This is a genomic window from Salegentibacter flavus, from assembly GCF_900115145.1.
Taxonomy (GTDB): Bacteria; Bacteroidota; Bacteroidia; order Flavobacteriales; family Flavobacteriaceae; genus Salegentibacter; species Salegentibacter flavus.
On sequence record NZ_FOVL01000018.1, the window covers coordinates 54,127 to 70,327 of the forward strand.

Genomic DNA, 16,201 nt, shown 5'->3' on the forward strand with positions numbered 1-16,201 from the left:
TCCCTACATAAGCCCTATCATACTTATCCCTTCCTCCAGTCTAAACTCTTTATGATTTTATAGTTTATATCAATATTTCGGGCTTCCTGGTTTTAAAGGGAAAGTTTATTTAGGAGTTGTTCCCCGTTGGTCGATCATTATCGCCGGGAGTGGTGTATTTTCAGGAAATATCATAACTTTAAACCAAAATATTGCAGCAGCAACTCCTTACTATACTATTAACAGCCTTGATTATGTTTAAATTACTTCTTTTTGATTTCAGTAAAACGGAAGACTGGTCGGATTGGGAAACAGTGAACGACGGGGTGATGGGAGGTAATTCCGGCAGTAATCTTGAAAGCAGTACCGGGGGCAATGCAATCTTTAGAGGAAGCGTTTCCCTGGAAAACAATGGCGGATTCGCCTCCCTGCGATATCAGTTTGCCCCTAAGGATATTCAGGGCTATAAAAAAGCCTTCATTTTGTTGAAAGGTGATGGAAAAACCTATAAGTTCAGGATGAAATCCAGTATAAACGATAAAGCTTCCTATACATACACTTTCGAAACTACCGTAGGCTGGCAAACCGTGGAGGTTCCACTAAAAGAGATGGAACCGGTGTTCCGTGGGGAGAAACTGGAACTGCCCAACTTCTCTGCCGATATGATCGAAGAAATACGCTTCCTGATTGCGAATAAAAAGGCAGAAGATTTTAGGCTGGAAATTAACAAGATCGAGTTGAAATAACTTTCGGCTGCGGAAGATCACTAAGTGCAAATTATACCAGCACTAACCTCCTTATGATTTCATAGTTTATATCAATATTTCAGGCTTCCTTGTTTTACAGGGAAAACTTATCTTTGAGATTAAAACTACACTAGTATGAAAATTGTTGTTTCCCCCGCCAAGAGTCTGGATTACGACTCTAAATTACCTACTACCCGCGGCACTCAGCCTGAATTTGTGGATACCGCTGTAAAGATAAACCGAAAGCTCTCCCGGATGAGCAAGAAGGAACTCTCTGACCTGATGAGCATCAGCGATAAGCTCGCCGACCTTAATTACAACCGCTACCACGAATTTGAAGCCGAACACAACAAAAAGAATTCCCGCCCTGCGGTATACGCTTTTGCCGGCGATGTGTATACGGGCATAGACGCCTATACCATCCCCACCGAAAAGCTGGACCGGCTTCAAAATTCCCTGCGTATCCTCTCGGGAATGTACGGGATCTTAAGGCCCCTGGATCTTATCCAGCCCTACCGCCTGGAAATGGGTACCGATATGGGTATCGACCGCAAAAAGAACCTCTACGAGGTCTGGCGAAAAAAAGTAACCGACTACCTGAACAGTGAACTAAAAGAAGATGAGCTCTTCCTCAACCTGGCCAGCAAGGAATACTTCAAGGCCGTGGATGCTAAAAAATTAAAGTCGGAGGTGATCTCCCCTGTTTTTAAAGACTTCAAGAACGGCAAGCTGAAGATCATCAGCTTCTTCGCCAAACAGGCCCGCGGCGCGATGGTGCGCTACATCATCGATACCGAAGCCAAAACCCTGGAAGACATCAAAGGTTTTGATTATATGGATTACCGATTTAGCGAGGAAGAAACGAAGAAGGAAAGTGAGCCGGTGTTTGTGAGGTAGTTTTTCAGTTGTCTGTTCTCTGTTCTCTGTTATCAGTTGTCGGGTTTTAAGTTGTTAGGGGCTGTTGACAGTGAGGTGTGAAGTTTCAAACCGGCAGATCGCTGCGCCCTTTGGGCTCAATGACGTTTCCAGTGGATTTTCTCATTACTACCTCAATGAAAAATCATCTAACTTAAGAGCTTGGCCTATTACGAGCTTTGCGAGTTTAACGCCTATGTGAGTGTAGCGGATCAGCAGCGTTAAAAATTTTTGAAGCCTTGGAAAAAATTTAGCTGCTGATACGCGGTTTTTTGGCCTTGTTGCCAAAAAAACACCTCCACATTGAATTGCCCTTTTTTGTTTCGTTTTTTGGGCGAGCAAAAAATGAAAGTAGAAATCTTCAGATGGCTTCGACCTTCCTCCCTCCGGTCGGGCTCAGCCTGACAATCTTGGTTTTTTCTTACTACTTACTAAAAACCCACTGTCACACTGAACCCGAGGCGATAGCCGAAGGAAAAGTCGAAGTGCTTAGTATTTCGTAGATACTGTAGTTCGAATTCCACAAGAGCTTCGACTTTCCTTTAACCGCACTACCGGTCGGTAAAAGGGCTCAGCTTGACAACCTATTTCTATTTCAGTATTTGAAACTCCTTATAACAGATCGCTGCGCCCCTGCGGGCTCGCGATATCGTAAACAAAGGAATTCGTCATTACGAGGGAGGCCCTCCTGCGCTAAGGCTTCGGCGGGCAAGCACAACCGAAGTAATCTTTTGTTTAATGCAGTTACTTCTTAAAAAACCACCTGGATATCAATTAAAATAAAGATGATCTAATGTTCTTTTTTGCATCGCCCAAAAAAGAACCAAAAAAGTCTAATCTTCATTTTCTTGTTCACCCGTTACGGTGAAAAAGCCGGAAAAAAATGAAAACCTCCCGGGATGGTTTTCTGCTTAACCGAAGAGTTATAATATCCGTAGGAACCAGGTTAACAGGATGGGCGTGCAGCATTTTCTTCTGTCGTCTTTTCCACCTACGGGTCCCGACCCTTTGGCTGCTCCGCGCTCAGGACAGGCGTCGAAACTGAGGACCTTTAAAAAATAATTTCTAACTTAATAGTGATTAATTTATATTATAATAGAAATCTCTACTCTTTGAACTTGTGGTAACTTCTCCAAAATCATATTTTTAGCTTCTTTTTTGAGTGTAGTACTTTTCCGGCGTAAAATTTTTGAAGCCTTGGAGAAAATTTAGGCGGTAAAGTACGGTTCCGAAGTGCGATAGCGATTCGGAAACACCTGCAAAAAGGTGTCCTTTTTTTGGTTCGTTTTTTTGGACAAGCAAAAAAATGAACACACAGAATTGCAAATACTAACAAATATCCCGGCACGAAAAGTCATCCAAAAATTGGATTCATGATAAAAAACAGTCACACCCAACCGGCTCTCGATGATGTGAACAATGGAATTCGTCATTACGAGGGAGGCACGAAGTAATCTGCAAAAGCTTCAGACATCACCGCCGGAACATTGAACGTTAAACATTGAATCTTAAAAGAACCCGAATTAACGAATTAACGCATCACGAAATAACAAACCGCACCACATCGTCACAGCATCACTACTTCACAACTTTACTACCGGCTTTCGGTATATAATCAACTGACTCCTGGTAAAAGGTTTATTTAAAAACCCGGGAAGGCTTGCTTCAGTTTTTAGCGCCCAGCGTTTGAATTTATTGCGGGATTCACCCCATTTCAGGAGTCGGCTGAAGCGCTCCAGAGTGCCTACAGGGATGATCTCTACTTCTTTGAAGAACTGGTGCCCCGCCTTTTCAAAATGAGCAGAGTTGAAACTGCGATCGGGATGCGGGTCATTAGCTTTCCATTTGGCAAAGGCAGCTTTATTGAATTTTGAAGGCCTAGTCTTGACCGGGATATGCCAGCGCAACTCGTCTAAGAGTCGGCTGTTTACCGCGGGTTCGAAGAATCGGGCTTCGCCATCGGGTTTCAGGAGTCGGGCGGTTTCCTTCAGAAATTCGGCTTCCAGGGGTAGCTCCAGGTGATGCAAAAAGGCTTTGCCAATCACATAATCGAAATTCCCCGCCGGGAGTTCATTCCGAAGAAAATCTCCTCCCACGAATTTTATAGGGTGTTCAAATGGATGATTTTCATTTAGCGCGGCTACGATCTTTCCGCTGGAGGAAGCGATATCATTGGCCCAAACCTCGGCACCCAAGGCAGCCATCACCGCGGCATTCACGCAATCGCCGCAGCCCATTTCCACCACCTTTTTTCCTTTCAGCTTATTTCTGAAATCCTTCTGATACATCGCAAACCAGCTGGTCTCGGTAGTGGTGGCCGAATTCAGGAAAGCATCAAGGTTGTTGATCCAATGCAGGATATTCCGAATAGAATAATCGGCATATTTCTCCTCATAATGGGCCTTGTTCTTATCGCTGTTCTGGCTGGGATTGCTCATCGGCTTAATTGAAATGGCAATTTAGTAATTTTTACCGGGCAGCATAATGAGAAATACGAGTGACCTCAGGTTGGTCACTTTTTGGAGTAAATCAAGCCTCAACAACTACCAATAAAATTATAAAATGCTGATATTCAGAGATATTTTTAGTATCTTAATGAGATAATTCCTCCCGAATAAAAGCGAGCCATTCTGCCCCGGGCTTCTGATAATTGTAATTATTAACCTAAAAATACACCTTATGAAAACTCTTTTTATCTGGATGATGCTTATTCCATTGCTTTGCATCTCCCAAAATCAACAGGAGACTCAGGAACCACTAATTATTGTGACTATGATGATTGCTCCGGAACCCGGGGATTTCTTCAAATTCAGGGAGGGAATAAAGGAGCACAATAATCAATATCATGCTGAAGGTGATCTGGGAGTACGTATTTTTCAAGTGATGAACGGCACGAACGCTGAAAAAATGATGGCAGTAATGGGCCCGATGCCCTGGAGTGCCCTGGACAAACCCATGTATGACCGCGAAGCACACGATAAAGACTGGTATGAAAATGTGGTGCCCTATATGAAGGACGAGCAGGATATAAATTACTGGCGTTTTGACGCTAAAAACTCGCACTTCCCGTTGAATTTCGAGATGTCTAAACTCGATGTGACCACTTATGACTTTAAATCGGGGACCTATGAGAAGGCGATGGAACACCTGGAAAAAATATCGGCCGTCTTTAAAAATCAATATCCCGAAACTCCTCTGGGCATCTATGTGAATGAATTTGCGGCTACCAAAGATGGTCGTGACCTTTCCCTGGTGTACTTCTTCGATGATTTCGCCACCCTGGGAGAAGATCATAAATGGAAAGAAAAATTTGAGGCACAACACGGCAAAGACAGTCACGAGAAGTTTACCAAAGATTGGATGGAGCTCATCAACGGGGCGCAAACAGAGATCTGGGTCTACGACCAGGAAATAAGCGGGATCGGGCCTCAGGTAACCACCAAGACTGAGAATTAATGACTTTTCTGAATATCATTTCCTCATTTTGCTCCTGAAAATTTCTTAGTATCTTTCCGGGAGCAAAATCAGGATATGGGTCACGACCACTCGCACAACACCTCCGGCAAGAATCTGAAGCTGGCATTCTTTCTAAACCTGGGTTTCACCATTCTGGAATTTTTCGGGGGCTGGTATGTAAACAGCGTCGCAATAATGTCGGATGCGGTGCACGATCTGGGAGACAGTCTTTCTTTGGGTTCGGCCTGGTACCTGAATAAAAAAAGCAAGGAAGAATCCAATTCAAAATATTCCTTTGGGTATCGCCGTTTTTCCCTTTTGGGCGCCCTCATCAACAGCCTGGTCCTGATAATCGGTTCTATTTATGTGATCTCTGAAGCCGTAGGCAGACTCTTTGAGCCGGAAGCTTCTGATGCCACCGGAATGATAATTTTTGCCTTAATCGGGGTTGCGGTAAACGGCTATGCCGCCTATAAACTCAGCGGCGGAAAAAGCCTGAACGAAAAGGTGGTTTCCTGGCATTTGCTGGAAGATGTACTGGGCTGGTTTGCCGTGCTGGTAGTAGCCGTGATCCTGAGTTTCAAGGAAATTCTATACCTGGATCCGGCACTCTCCCTGCTCATTACCCTTTATATCCTGTGGAATGTTTTCAAGCGCCTCAAAGAAACCCTGTTTATCTTTCTGCAGGGCGTACCCAAAGATCTGAACCTGGAAGAAATAGAAAACAAAATTCTGGAAGTAAAAAAGGTAGCATCTTTGCACCACACCCACATCTGGTCACTCGAGGGCGAACACCACGTATTTACCGCCCACCTGAAACTACGGGAGATCAGTGAATTTTCAGAAATTCTGGAGGTCAAGAAAAAGGTAAAAGAGATCCTGAAAGATTATGCTTTTGAACATTACACCATAGAAACCGAGCTGGACAGCGAGACCTGTGAACTGGAAAAGGCGCATAAACATTGATGCTAATCTGTCCTGCCGTTCCGATAGCTATCGGAATGATCCGGCATCTCATAAGGCCAGGTGAACGTCATACCGGGCTTGACCCGGTATCTCATCCTGAGGCTTCAGGAGTTGAAATCACATTGAGTTTTTAAAGAGGTCAGTTATTTCTACAGGGAGAGTTTTACTCCTTCACCTCTACCTCAAGGATCTCCGTATCGATGGTGGACAGTAACTCCAGTTGATGGGCTTCATAAAGTTCATCAAGGTCGGAAAGCTCGGTTTTGGGGTCCTGAAACGTAAAATTTCTATAATCTACAAACCTTATTCCATTAATAACACGGGGATTATACGCCGCCCGGAATCTGATCCCTTCCTCTTCCTCCACAAATTTGTAAGCCAGGTAGTCCAGGGTGAAATCATCCTTATGGATCCAGAACATAAATTCGTCATGGCCAGCAACTCCCGGAGCAGCCTGTCCGAAAGTCATCTTTAGTTGAAAATAAGGCTCCCCTTCTATTCGGGCCTCTTCTAACAGTTCCTTACTAAGTCCGCGATTATCCAAACCATAAGGCAGGTGTGCAAAATAGTGAACCGTTTTTATTTCTTTATTCAACCGGGCCAGCAGGGAATCGGGAATAACGCGAAGACTATCGTTTACGTACCGCTGAAAGCCACTATTACTCACCACATCACGGATACTGTCTGAGTCCTTTGAAAATTGTCTTTCCAGGGAAAATTTCAGGCCATTCCTCTCACTTTTATAGATGTGATCTCTGAATTTAAAGCTAATAGTCGCCCTTTTATAATTTTCACCTCCGGCAACCTCTATAGTCTTTTCAATAATCTCCTCAATTTCCTGCGCCTCCTGAGTAGTTTGCCTTTTTTCCTCATCCTCACAGGACAAAAAGCTCACTAAAATTAAAAGAAGAAAAAATTGCCTCATATATCCGGGTTAAGCTCAAAAGTAAGTAAAAAAAATTTCTGCAGAGAGTGCCTTTTTAGGGAAGTTTTATAATACTTGAATCCGATAGGAATCCCCGGCCCGTCTCATAATCGTTTTAAGTTTGTAAAAAAGGGCATACTATAAATTTTCTTTGACTCTTTCAATGGCTGTATTAATTTCTTCAACAACAAAACTATCTTCTATAAATGTGAACATTCCATTTTTTTCAAAATCTTTCCTGAGGTTTTTTCTAACACCAGAGATTATCACATTTATGTTTTGAGCCTTATAGGTTTTAATGATTTCTTTGAGACTTTGATATCCTGTAGCGTCGATTAATGGAACGTAGCGCATTCTAATAACAACTACTTTTGGCGCTGTGTGAGTATTGATAATGGTTTCCTGAAACTGTCTGGCCGCCCCAAAAAATAGAGGGCCATTTATTTCATATAATACAAGTCCTTTAGGTAAATCCAGGTGCTCTTCTTCAAAAAGATGATCGTCATTTTCACTATCTTTTGAAAAATCCTGAATTTGTACCGATTGGCTCATTCGTTTCATAAAAATAAAACTGGAGAGAACTATTCCAATTTCAATTGCTATTACTAAATCGAAGATAACGGTAAGAAAGAAAGTGGTTAGTAATATTATAATGTCCATTCTGTTACCTTTCAGAATAGATTTAAATTGTTTCCATTCACTCATGTGGTATGCAACTACCATTAAAATTCCTGCAAGGCTCGCCATTGGAATTAATTTGGCATACGGAGCAAACAGCAGCATAATTACTAATAAAACCAATGCGTGCACGATACCGGCAATAGGGGTTCTGCCTCCATTGTTTACGTTAGTAGCCGTTCTGGCAATGGCGCCTGTTGCAGGAATACCACCAAAAAGAGATGACACAATATTTGCTGCACCTTGAGCCACCAATTCTATATTTGAGCGGTGTTTCGCACCTATCATTGAATCTGAAACAACTGCAGAAAGAAGTGACTCTATGCTACCCAATATGGCGATTGCAAATGCTGGTTGAATAAGAGCCTGAATGGTATCGAAACTTACATTCGGAATACTGGGTAAGCCTAAGCTGTTTGGAATATTACCAAAATTACTTTCAATAGTATCCACCGGAATTTCAAATACCTGTACAAATATGGTAGCCAGCACAATGGCTATAATTGACCCCGGAATTTTCTTTATTATTTTTTGAAAATGAAGCGTAATTATTACGGTTGTGGCCGCGATGCTAATGGCATACCAATTAATATTGTGTAAATTATCAAAATATACAGCCCATTTATCAATAAAATCTGCAGGAACCTGACCGATACTGAGACCGAGAAAGTCGTTAATTTGTGAAGAAAAAATAATCAATGCAATCCCACTCGTGAAACCTACGACAAGGGAATATGGAATGAATTTCAATAGATTCCCGAGCCGTGCTAATCCAGATCCAATCATGATAAACCCCGCCATAAAAGTAGCAATGATCAAACCATCTGTCCCATACTGTTGAACAATTGCATAAATAATAACAATAAATGCTCCTGTTGGACCACCAATTTGCACACGACTTCCTCCTAAAATTGAAATTACAATTCCCGCGATAATTGCAGTTAAAATTCCTTTTTCAGGAGAAACGCCAGAAGCTATAGCAAAAGAAATGGCAAGTGGTAGTGCAACGATACCTACAATTAATCCCGAGAGGAAATCTTTTGTCAAAGTCTCTTTTGATATCCCTTGTTTTAAAAGGGTAACTAGTTTTGGTACAAATTCTTTACGCATTGGTACAATTGTTACTTATAAATATTGTATTAGTTCATCTACCACTTTGTGGTGTAGTCTATGGTCATATTCAATAGGATAGCTCTTGCTATTCGCATTAAGGGAATTTGTAGGATGAAAGCAAAAATTATGATAATTGGATAAAAGTATTTAAAGAAGCTATGAAGGCTATCCAGGGTGAAACCTAATACAATCAATGGAATAAAAATGATAAGCACAATAGGGTAACTTACCCATAAGGCAGAAGTATAATAACCGGGTTCCTGTTTAAAATCCTGCTTGCAATTTGGGCACTTATCAGGCATTTCCAAAATATTTGAAAAAACCATTAATCCAGGCTTGCAAAATAAATTTCCAATTTGGCAACGCGGACATTTTAATTTAACAATACTGTAGCGCTTTGTTCCTTTTTTCATAAAGTTCTAAAACTGACATTCATGAACTATAGTTTAGTAATTGGGGTTATACATATAGTCTTTAATCGTTTGCCTTAAGTTTTTCGGTTTTTTATTTTTAGCAACACCTAATTCATAGGCTTTTTCACCAACCGCTAATGCAATCTCTAATGAAATAGCTCTGATTTCATTTAAGGGTGGATATAGAGCACCATCTTCCAGATTTTTATCACTTACCAATTCAGCAAGGGTTTTAGCTGCAGTTAAGAATAACTCATTCGGAATTATTGCGGCATTGGCAATAATAACTCCTAAGCCCATTCCGGGGAAGACATATGCATTATTACCCTTTCCCGGGTGAAATTCTTTATTGTTTAACTTTACCGTATCAAACGGACTTCCACTTGCAAAAACGGCTTTCTCCTGACTCCACTTGTAGGCTTGATATGCAGTGCATTCTGCCTTTGAGGTTGGATTTGATAAAGCAAAAATAACAGGGCGCTCATTGACATCACTCATAACCTCAATAACCTCTTTAGTAAAAGCTCCAAAAGCTCCTGTTGCACCCTATTAATACGTGTGGTTTTATGGATTTAATCGATTCAATAAAACTTAAGTGCTCTTGCTGATGCGCGTAAGGTAAATTATGAGGCATTAAATCCTTTCTGCTTTGTACCACTAATCCATTAATGTCAACAAACCATAAGCGCTTTAAGGCTTCCTGTTTAGTCATTCCTTCTTTTACTAATGCTAAAACTAAAAGATCTGCTATTCCCGTTGCTGCCGATCCAGCCCCTAGAAACATAATTCGTAAATCTGAAAAATGAACTTTTATTATTCGGGTGGCGGCATATAAACCAGCCAATGCTACAGCTGCAGTCCCTTGAATGTCGTCATTGAAGCACCGAACTTTTTCCTTATAAATATTCAATAAAGCGTAGGCATTAGGGGTCAAGAAGTCTTCAAACTGAATGAGGGCATTTGGGTATTTTTCTTGAACCGCCTTTACAAATTCTTCAACTAGTTCAAGATATTCTTTTCCTTCTAATCTTTCTTTTAGATACCCCAGATATAAAATATCTTCTCGTATTTCTTTATTATTTGTACCAACATCCAGCATAACAGGCAGGCATTGGCCAGGATGAATACCTGCACATGCTGTATATAAGGCTAACTTCCCTATTGGAATTCCCATTCCGTTAGCACCTAAATCTCCCAGACCTAATATGCGTTGTCCATCAGTAATAACGATAACCCGAATATCTTTTTCTGGCCAATTATCTAAAATTTTTAATATTTCCCCTTTATCATCAGGCGTGATATAAAATCCTTTGGATCGCCTGAAAATATGAGAGAATTCTATACATGCTTTTCCTACAGTCGGGGTATAGACTATAGGCATTATTTCTTCTATATATTCACTAACAATTTTATAATATAATTTTTCATTTCGATCTTGTAAGGCGGATAGCATTATATAACGCTCAATGTTCGAATCTTTACGACGCAGGCCCTCCATAACCCGTTTTACCTGAATATTCTGACCAACAATGGAGTATGGCAGCGAGCCTCGTAAGCCTAATTTTTCCCTTTCATTTTTAGAAAAAGCTAAGGATTTACTTATTCTCCCGTCATATAACACTCCGAAACCTTTTTTATCTAAAATCATTTAATAAATCTTCTTTACATATGTTTAACGATGGCACCCCCAAATTCAGAACATTTGAGAAGAATGGCATCATCCATTAATTTCTCAAAATCATAGGTCACAGTTTTTTCTCCAATAGCGCCATTCAGCCCTTTTATGGCCACCAAATATTTATTAATAGTTTTAATAGTTTCCTCGGGCAACCACTCACCAGTTTTTTCCAGGGCTTTTTCACCTGCATATACTTCTTTCCATTCTATTTTTCTGTGATTCCCATATGCTTTATTAACCGCAGCGATAATCACAAACTTCGTGGCTTTCCAAATGTCCGGACCAATACCATCCCCTTCAATAAAGGGAATAATTGGTTGATTCGGCACATATAATTTCTCGTTTGTAAGGCTAATTCTATCCTTCATATATTTATAGCTAAATATTTTTAACTGCAAATATACTACAAATGTTAACTATAATAATAACAAATGTTATTATTATAGTTATTAATTATTATCTATTTTTACCTAATGAAAGATTTTTATTCACAATTCGATTTTCAAAGCAATCTTCTTCTGGATACATTAAACGAAGAGGAGAAAAAACTTGTCCAAAATGCCATGGAATCCTTAACCATTAAAAAAGGAAGTCTTTTGTTTTACGAAGAGGGAGTACCTACCGGCATCTTTCAAATTAAGAAAGGAAAAGCAAAAAAATTTAAACGCGGTTTTTCCGGGGCAGAACAAATTTTTTATATCTACACACCTGGAGATATATTAGGGTACCATGCTTTATTTGGAGAAGAACGGTACCAGGATTCTTGTGAATTATTAGAGGATGCAGAGGTGAATTTCATAGCAAAAGATATTTTTTTTCAACTCTTAAAAGATATTCCAAGATTACAACAGATCTTTATGAAAAATATTGGTCACGAGTTTGGGGTTCTTGCTAATATCATAGCTCTTCTGGCCCAGAAGAATCAGAATGCACGATTGGCTATGAATTTATTAATTCTACAAGATCGATTCTCAAAGCGGTATAAAGAACCTATAGGTATTGATTTGACACGAGAAGATTTAGCAAATCTCATTGGCACTTCACCTGAAAGTTTAGGAAGAAGCCTCAAACAGTTTAAAGATGCAGGAATAATTAAAGTAGATAAAAGATTAATCTATATCAAAAGGAAAGATTTGATATTTGAATTATTAAATATTCCAGATAGTGAAGGGCTGTGATTTAACTCTAAACCAAAGTTTTTAGGGATAATTAATGAGTTCATCACCCTGGGAAGTGCCAAATACAAAGGGAATTATATCTTTCTTGTATAGATTGACTACAATTTTTGCATAAACACAACAATTAGGCTTGATCCGAAATTGTTCTTGATCCGAAAACAATATGTAAACGTAAAATTTTGGCATAAAAAAATCCCTGAAGTAGGTGAACTTTGGGATTTGGGTATAAATGTGGGCGCGAAGGGATTCGAACCCCTGACCCCTTGGGTGTAAACCAAGTGCTCTGAACCAACTGAGCTACGCGCCCTAAATCTTCATTAAAAAAAGGCTCCATAAATAGAAGCCTTGAGAATGGTAGTGGGCGCGAAGGGATTCGAACCCCTGACCCCTTGGGTGTAAACCAAGTGCTCTGAACCAACTGAGCTACGCGCCCATTCTTTAATGCGGATGCAAATATAGATTAGTTTTTCTTTTGCACCAAGAAAAAACAAAAAAAATCAAATTATTTCAGCAACGGTAAAAGTACTACCCCCCACAAAGACAAGATCCTCGTCTAAGGCACTATTTACAGCCACTTCATAAGCTTTTGAAACCGAATCAAATATCCTTCCTTCCAGGTTAAATCGCGCTGCTTTTTCAGCTAAAATTCCCGCATCAAGACCCCGGGGAATCTCCGGTTTACAAAAATAATATTGAGCATCTTTGGGAAAGAGAGGTAAGATAGATTCCAGATCTTTATCATTCACAACTCCCAGGACTATATGCAGATGCTGGAATTCTTCTCTTTTCAGTTGTTTAAAAACAAGTTTAAGCCCCTCCTTATTATGAGCGGTATCGCAGATCACCTTGGGTTTCTCCTGTAATATGTCCCATCGGCCCTGCAGGGATGTATGAAGCTTTACACTGTTTAAACCGTTCTTTAAGCACTCTTCAGGAATATTCCATCCTTTTTCCCTGAGCAACTTCACCGCCCCCAGGACACTTTTCATATTCTTATTCTGATAATCTCCTTTAAGATCGGTACTATATTGGGGAAAACGGAAATCCTGGGCAAAAACCAGTTTCGCATTTTGCTTTTCGGCGATTTCCTTAAAAACCGGGGTGGTTTCTTTATGCTTTTCCCCGATCACCACCGGAATACCCTTTTTGATAATCCCCGCTTTCTCCCGGGCTATTTCAGGGAGGGTGCTCCCCAAGTGAGCTGTATGATCCAGGCCTATATTGGTGATCACAGAGATTTCCGGGGTGATAATGTTGGTGGAATCCAAACGGCCTCCCATTCCTACTTCAATTACCGCAATATCAACTTCCTGTTTGGCAAAATGATCGAAGGCCAGGCCAACGGTCATTTCGAAAAAAGAAAGTTTAGCATCGGTAATAAATTTTTTATGAGTCTTCACAAAATTAACTACTGATTTCTTATCGATAAGCTGTCCGTCAATTTTAACACGTTCCCTGAAGTCTTTAAGATGCGGCGAAGTATAAAGCCCAACTTTATATCCGGCTTCATGTAATACGGAAGCCAACATATGGCTGCTAGACCCCTTCCCGTTGGTTCCGGCCACATGAACAGACTTAAATTTTTTATGAGGTTCTCCCAGGTGTTTTGCAAACTGAAGGGTTTTAGTAAGGTCTTTCTTAAAAGCCTGATCTCCCACCCGCTGGTACATAGGTAACTGCTGAAACATCCACTCAACAGTTTCTTTGTAAGTATTCACCTATTCTGAGAGTTTAAAATTATAAATAATTGTTCCCACCTGTCTGGAGGGAGCATTTTCATCGCTATTGAAACGTGTGGCCATAGCGGCACGTTTTGCAGGTTCGGTAAGACATGAAGCAGAATTGGTTGTCCCCTTTACACCCGGTGTTGCATTAATCACCTGACCAGAACGGTTCACTTCAATACGCACTACCACAATCCCTGATTCATTACAATCCTGAACAAATTTTTCTTTATTCAGGGCTCTACGACCTCCGAGGCGGTAATTTCCATCTCCATCAATACCGGTTCCATTTCCATAGTAAGAATTGGCATTAGGATCACCATCGGGGGAACCCTTATCTCCTGCCTGGTCATCATCGCCTTCTCCTCCTGTTTCTGAACCGCTGCGCTCAGGTCCATTAAGGATACTGCTCATCGCATCGGTGGTAGATTTATCGGGTTTAGGTTCGGGTTTTTCTGCCGGCGGTTGTTCTTCAGGCTTTTCGGGGGTTTCCTTTTTTACCGGTTGTGGCTCCTTCTTCTTTTCGATAACGGGAGCCTCCTCGATCTGCTGGGTAACCACCTCCTCTTCAATTACAGGTTCGGGTTGCGAAACCGGCTCGGGTGCAGCGGTTTGTTGTGGAGCAGATTCAATAGGTTCGGTGGGTTGGTTTTCTCCCGCACCAACTTCAGAAGTACCAAAGTTTATCGCAATTCCATTCTCTGGAGGCGGATCTAAATATTTAAAACCTAAAAACAACATCAAAATGATCAAAAGCACGTGAAGTACCACCGTGATGGCAAAGGATTTTTTCTCGTGTTTTGTTTCAAGCATCGACATTTTATTCAGGTTTTACGGCCAGTACGATTTTGTAGCTATTGCGGTTGGCAATATCCATAACATTTACAGCCTTTTCAATCGGCACTCCTTCTTCCGCCCTTAAAATTATGGTTGGGTCATCTTCTCCAACAAGTCTGCTTTTAAGCGTTCTTTCCAAAGCGCTGGCGCTAATCCTTTCATCATTCACATAAAACTGAAGGTCTTTGGTAATACTAACCGCAATATTTTGCTGAGTTGTGGTTTTACCTTTCGCCTTCGGAAGGATAAGGTCTAAAGCCTCGGGGGTTATTACCGGAGAGGTAAGCATGAAAAATATCAACAACAGAAAAACGATATCTGTCATCGAACTCATGCTGAAATCTGCACTAATTTTATTTCTGCTTCTTAAATTCATATTAAGCAGGTTCGTTTAATAAGTCTAAGAAATCTACCGCTGTAGCCTCCATTTGATGAACCACCTTATCGGTTTTTACCACCAGGTGGTTGTAGCCTATATAAGCGATAATACCAACAATAAGTCCGGCAACGGTGGTTGTCATCGCGGTATAGATACCTTCTGCAAGGGCTCCCATTTGCGCCTGACCACTACTTGTTGCCAATTCATGAAAAGCAAGTACCATACCAATTACGGTACCCAGGAACCCGATCATTGGCGCGGCTCCAGCTATAGTGGCGAGGATACTCACATTTTTCTCCAGCTTGTAAACTTCCAGTCTTCCGGCGTTTTCAATTGCGGTATTGATATCTTCCAGGGGGCTCCCAATTCGGGAAATTCCCTTTTGAGTGAGGCGGGCCACGGGAGAATCACTTTGTGCACAACGCATTTTAGCCGATTCAATATTACCGTTTAAAACGTTATCCTTGATCTGAAGCATAAAATTCTTGTCTACCTGGCTTGCTGCTTTTATGGCAAAGAGCCTTTCAAAATAAATATAAACTGCAGCGAACAGGAGAATAAAGAGAATAAGGATAATAATCTGGCCACCAAGGCCACCGCTTAACATCAGGTCAAATAAAGAAAGGGTTTTTTCTTCAACTACAGGCTCTGCTTCCTGAGCTGCCTGAGCAGCACCTTCCTGCTGGAAAAAGTATAACATAAGTATCTTTTAGGGTTTTGTATCTAACGTAATAAACTATGTTTAATTGTAACCAAAAATAGTAAAATATTCAGCAGTACAAGATGCTTTCTGTTAATCGCCGGATTTTTATTCTATTCTCATTCAAATCACCATCAAATAAAAGGATCTAAAAATAAAAAGAGGCCGTCTAAAAAGTAATTTTTGGGCGGTTTTTTTCTTTTGTGTTATATGATCTGTAGGCTCTGGTCAGTTTTTCCTATTTTTTTAAGAATGAAAAATAGAAGTAGTATCTTTTCTCTTAGGCTATACTAAACTTCTTTAGGTTATGGGCCATTGCTATAAGCCCCATTTCGGTAGTTATTTTATCCATTCCCCGAAGCATAAACCTTTTGAAGCCCATATTTTGCTTAATATTCCCAAAAACGGCCTCTACATCCCAGCACCTTCGCTTACGATGGGCAATTCCTTCTTCACTGAGTAGCAGGCGCTTTGCTTTTTTCTTTAACCTGATAAGGTTGTGATTGCGTTCTAT

Annotated in this window: 17 protein-coding genes and 2 tRNA genes; 5 read left to right on the top strand and 14 right to left on the bottom strand. The window is 40.7% G+C overall.

Annotated elements, in window-relative coordinates; genetic code table 11:
• The first annotated feature begins 233 nt into the window (after positions 1 to 233).
• A complete protein-coding gene (locus BM266_RS13290; RefSeq protein WP_175494812.1) occupies positions 234 to 725 on the top strand; it encodes a CIA30 family protein in 492 nt (163 codons plus the stop codon).
• 135 nt (positions 726 to 860) lie between these two features.
• A complete protein-coding gene (gene yaaA, locus BM266_RS13295) occupies positions 861 to 1,622 on the top strand; it encodes a peroxide stress protein YaaA (protein ID WP_093410563.1) in 762 nt (253 codons plus the stop codon).
• A gap of 1,601 nt (positions 1,623 to 3,223) precedes the next feature.
• On the opposite strand, the gene BM266_RS13305 is transcribed toward yaaA, so the two are convergent.
• Positions 3,224 to 4,078, bottom strand: a complete 855-nt coding sequence (locus BM266_RS13305) for a class I SAM-dependent methyltransferase (RefSeq protein ID WP_093410566.1) — start codon at positions 4,076 to 4,078, stop codon at positions 3,224 to 3,226.
• A 241-nt stretch (positions 4,079 to 4,319) separates the two neighbouring features.
• On the opposite strand from BM266_RS13305, the gene BM266_RS13310 reads away from it, so the two are divergent.
• Positions 4,320 to 5,096 (top strand): hypothetical protein, encoded by a 777-nt coding sequence (locus BM266_RS13310; protein ID WP_093410568.1) that lies wholly within the window; start codon positions 4,320 to 4,322, stop codon positions 5,094 to 5,096.
• Positions 5,097 to 5,171: 75 nt separating this feature from the next.
• Positions 5,172 to 6,062, top strand: coding sequence for a cation diffusion facilitator family transporter (locus BM266_RS13315; protein ID WP_093410570.1), 891 nt, complete (start codon positions 5,172 to 5,174; stop codon positions 6,060 to 6,062).
• A gap of 163 nt (positions 6,063 to 6,225) precedes the next feature.
• Here the strand turns inward: BM266_RS13315 and BM266_RS13320 are convergent, their stop codons facing one another.
• The 6 genes from BM266_RS13320 to BM266_RS13340 form a co-directional block, all read right to left on the bottom strand.
• Positions 6,226 to 6,987, bottom strand: a complete 762-nt coding sequence (locus BM266_RS13320) for a DUF6503 family protein (protein WP_093410572.1) — start codon at positions 6,985 to 6,987, stop codon at positions 6,226 to 6,228.
• 138 nt (positions 6,988 to 7,125) lie between these two features.
• On the bottom strand, positions 7,126 to 8,775 hold the full coding sequence (locus BM266_RS13325) for a SulP family inorganic anion transporter (protein ID WP_093410574.1): 1,650 nt from the start codon (positions 8,773 to 8,775) through the stop codon (positions 7,126 to 7,128).
• 38 nt (positions 8,776 to 8,813) lie between these two features.
• Positions 8,814 to 9,191: a DUF983 domain-containing protein gene (locus BM266_RS13330; protein WP_093410575.1), complete on the bottom strand. Its 378-nt coding sequence runs from the start codon at positions 9,189 to 9,191 to the stop codon at positions 8,814 to 8,816.
• Positions 9,192 to 9,224: 33 nt separating this feature from the next.
• Positions 9,225 to 9,689 carry a malic enzyme-like NAD(P)-binding protein gene (locus BM266_RS17270; protein ID WP_217648163.1) on the bottom strand — a complete coding sequence of 155 codons (465 nt, stop codon included), beginning with the start codon at positions 9,687 to 9,689 and terminating at the stop codon, positions 9,225 to 9,227.
• A gap of 16 nt (positions 9,690 to 9,705) precedes the next feature.
• Positions 9,706 to 10,839 (bottom strand): oxaloacetate-decarboxylating malate dehydrogenase, encoded by a 1,134-nt coding sequence (gene maeA, locus BM266_RS13335; RefSeq protein WP_217648162.1) that lies wholly within the window; start codon positions 10,837 to 10,839, stop codon positions 9,706 to 9,708.
• Between the two features lie 14 nt (positions 10,840 to 10,853).
• Entirely contained in the window at positions 10,854 to 11,237 is a 384-nt protein-coding gene (locus BM266_RS13340; RefSeq protein WP_093410576.1) for an isocitrate/isopropylmalate family dehydrogenase, read from the bottom strand.
• 105 nt (positions 11,238 to 11,342) lie between these two features.
• Between BM266_RS13340 and BM266_RS13345 the strand changes: the two genes are divergently transcribed.
• Entirely contained in the window at positions 11,343 to 12,047 is a 705-nt protein-coding gene (locus tag BM266_RS13345) for a Crp/Fnr family transcriptional regulator (protein WP_093410578.1), read from the top strand.
• Between the two features lie 232 nt (positions 12,048 to 12,279).
• On the opposite strand, the gene BM266_RS13350 is transcribed toward BM266_RS13345, so the two are convergent.
• The 7 genes from BM266_RS13350 to BM266_RS13380 form a co-directional block, all read right to left on the bottom strand.
• Positions 12,280 to 12,354, bottom strand: a tRNA-Val gene (locus BM266_RS13350).
• 51 nt (positions 12,355 to 12,405) lie between these two features.
• Positions 12,406 to 12,480 (bottom strand) — tRNA-Val (locus tag BM266_RS13355).
• Positions 12,481 to 12,544: 64 nt separating this feature from the next.
• On the bottom strand, positions 12,545 to 13,735 hold the full coding sequence (locus BM266_RS13360) for a bifunctional folylpolyglutamate synthase/dihydrofolate synthase (protein WP_093410590.1): 1,191 nt from the start codon (positions 13,733 to 13,735) through the stop codon (positions 12,545 to 12,547).
• A 30-nt stretch (positions 13,736 to 13,765) separates the two neighbouring features.
• Positions 13,766 to 14,590, bottom strand: coding sequence for a cell envelope integrity TolA family protein (locus BM266_RS13365; RefSeq protein ID WP_093410579.1), 825 nt, complete (start codon positions 14,588 to 14,590; stop codon positions 13,766 to 13,768).
• 1 nt (position 14,591) lies between these two features.
• Positions 14,592 to 14,984: an ExbD/TolR family protein gene (locus tag BM266_RS13370; protein ID WP_093410581.1), complete on the bottom strand. Its 393-nt coding sequence runs from the start codon at positions 14,982 to 14,984 to the stop codon at positions 14,592 to 14,594.
• A gap of 1 nt (position 14,985) precedes the next feature.
• Positions 14,986 to 15,687: a MotA/TolQ/ExbB proton channel family protein gene (locus BM266_RS13375; RefSeq protein ID WP_093410582.1), complete on the bottom strand. Its 702-nt coding sequence runs from the start codon at positions 15,685 to 15,687 to the stop codon at positions 14,986 to 14,988.
• A 280-nt stretch (positions 15,688 to 15,967) separates the two neighbouring features.
• Positions 15,968 to 16,201, bottom strand: a 234-nt coding sequence (locus BM266_RS13380; RefSeq protein ID WP_139220646.1) for a transposase, incomplete at its 5' end; no start/stop codon positions are given.

Bases quoted from the DNA above. Each gene is read 5' to 3' on its own strand.
- BM266_RS13315 (WP_093410570.1), top strand. From the start codon at position 5,172: ATGGGTCACGACCACTCGCACAACACCTCCGGCAAGAATCTGAAGCTG.
- BM266_RS17270 (WP_217648163.1), bottom strand. From the start codon at position 9,689: ATGAGTGATGTCAATGAGCGCCCTGTTATTTTTGCTTTATCAAATCCA.
- BM266_RS13345 (WP_093410578.1), top strand. From the start codon at position 11,343: ATGAAAGATTTTTATTCACAATTCGATTTTCAAAGCAATCTTCTTCTG.
- BM266_RS13325 (WP_093410574.1), bottom strand. From the start codon at position 8,775: ATGCGTAAAGAATTTGTACCAAAACTAGTTACCCTTTTAAAACAAGGG.
- BM266_RS13310 (WP_093410568.1), top strand. From the start codon at position 4,320: ATGAAAACTCTTTTTATCTGGATGATGCTTATTCCATTGCTTTGCATC.
- BM266_RS13330 (WP_093410575.1), bottom strand. From the start codon at position 9,191: ATGAAAAAAGGAACAAAGCGCTACAGTATTGTTAAATTAAAATGTCCG.
- BM266_RS13320 (WP_093410572.1), bottom strand. From the start codon at position 6,987: ATGAGGCAATTTTTTCTTCTTTTAATTTTAGTGAGCTTTTTGTCCTGT.
- BM266_RS13365 (WP_093410579.1), bottom strand. From the start codon at position 14,590: ATGTCGATGCTTGAAACAAAACACGAGAAAAAATCCTTTGCCATCACG.
- yaaA (WP_093410563.1), top strand. From the start codon at position 861: ATGAAAATTGTTGTTTCCCCCGCCAAGAGTCTGGATTACGACTCTAAA.
- maeA (WP_217648162.1), bottom strand. From the start codon at position 10,839: ATGATTTTAGATAAAAAAGGTTTCGGAGTGTTATATGACGGGAGAATA.
- BM266_RS13290 (WP_175494812.1), top strand. From the start codon at position 234: ATGTTTAAATTACTTCTTTTTGATTTCAGTAAAACGGAAGACTGGTCG.
- BM266_RS13360 (WP_093410590.1), bottom strand. From the start codon at position 13,735: ATGTTTCAGCAGTTACCTATGTACCAGCGGGTGGGAGATCAGGCTTTT.
- BM266_RS13305 (WP_093410566.1), bottom strand. From the start codon at position 4,078: ATGAGCAATCCCAGCCAGAACAGCGATAAGAACAAGGCCCATTATGAG.
- BM266_RS13375 (WP_093410582.1), bottom strand. From the start codon at position 15,687: ATGTTATACTTTTTCCAGCAGGAAGGTGCTGCTCAGGCAGCTCAGGAA.
- BM266_RS13370 (WP_093410581.1), bottom strand. From the start codon at position 14,984: ATGAATTTAAGAAGCAGAAATAAAATTAGTGCAGATTTCAGCATGAGT.
- BM266_RS13340 (WP_093410576.1), bottom strand. From the start codon at position 11,237: ATGAAGGATAGAATTAGCCTTACAAACGAGAAATTATATGTGCCGAAT.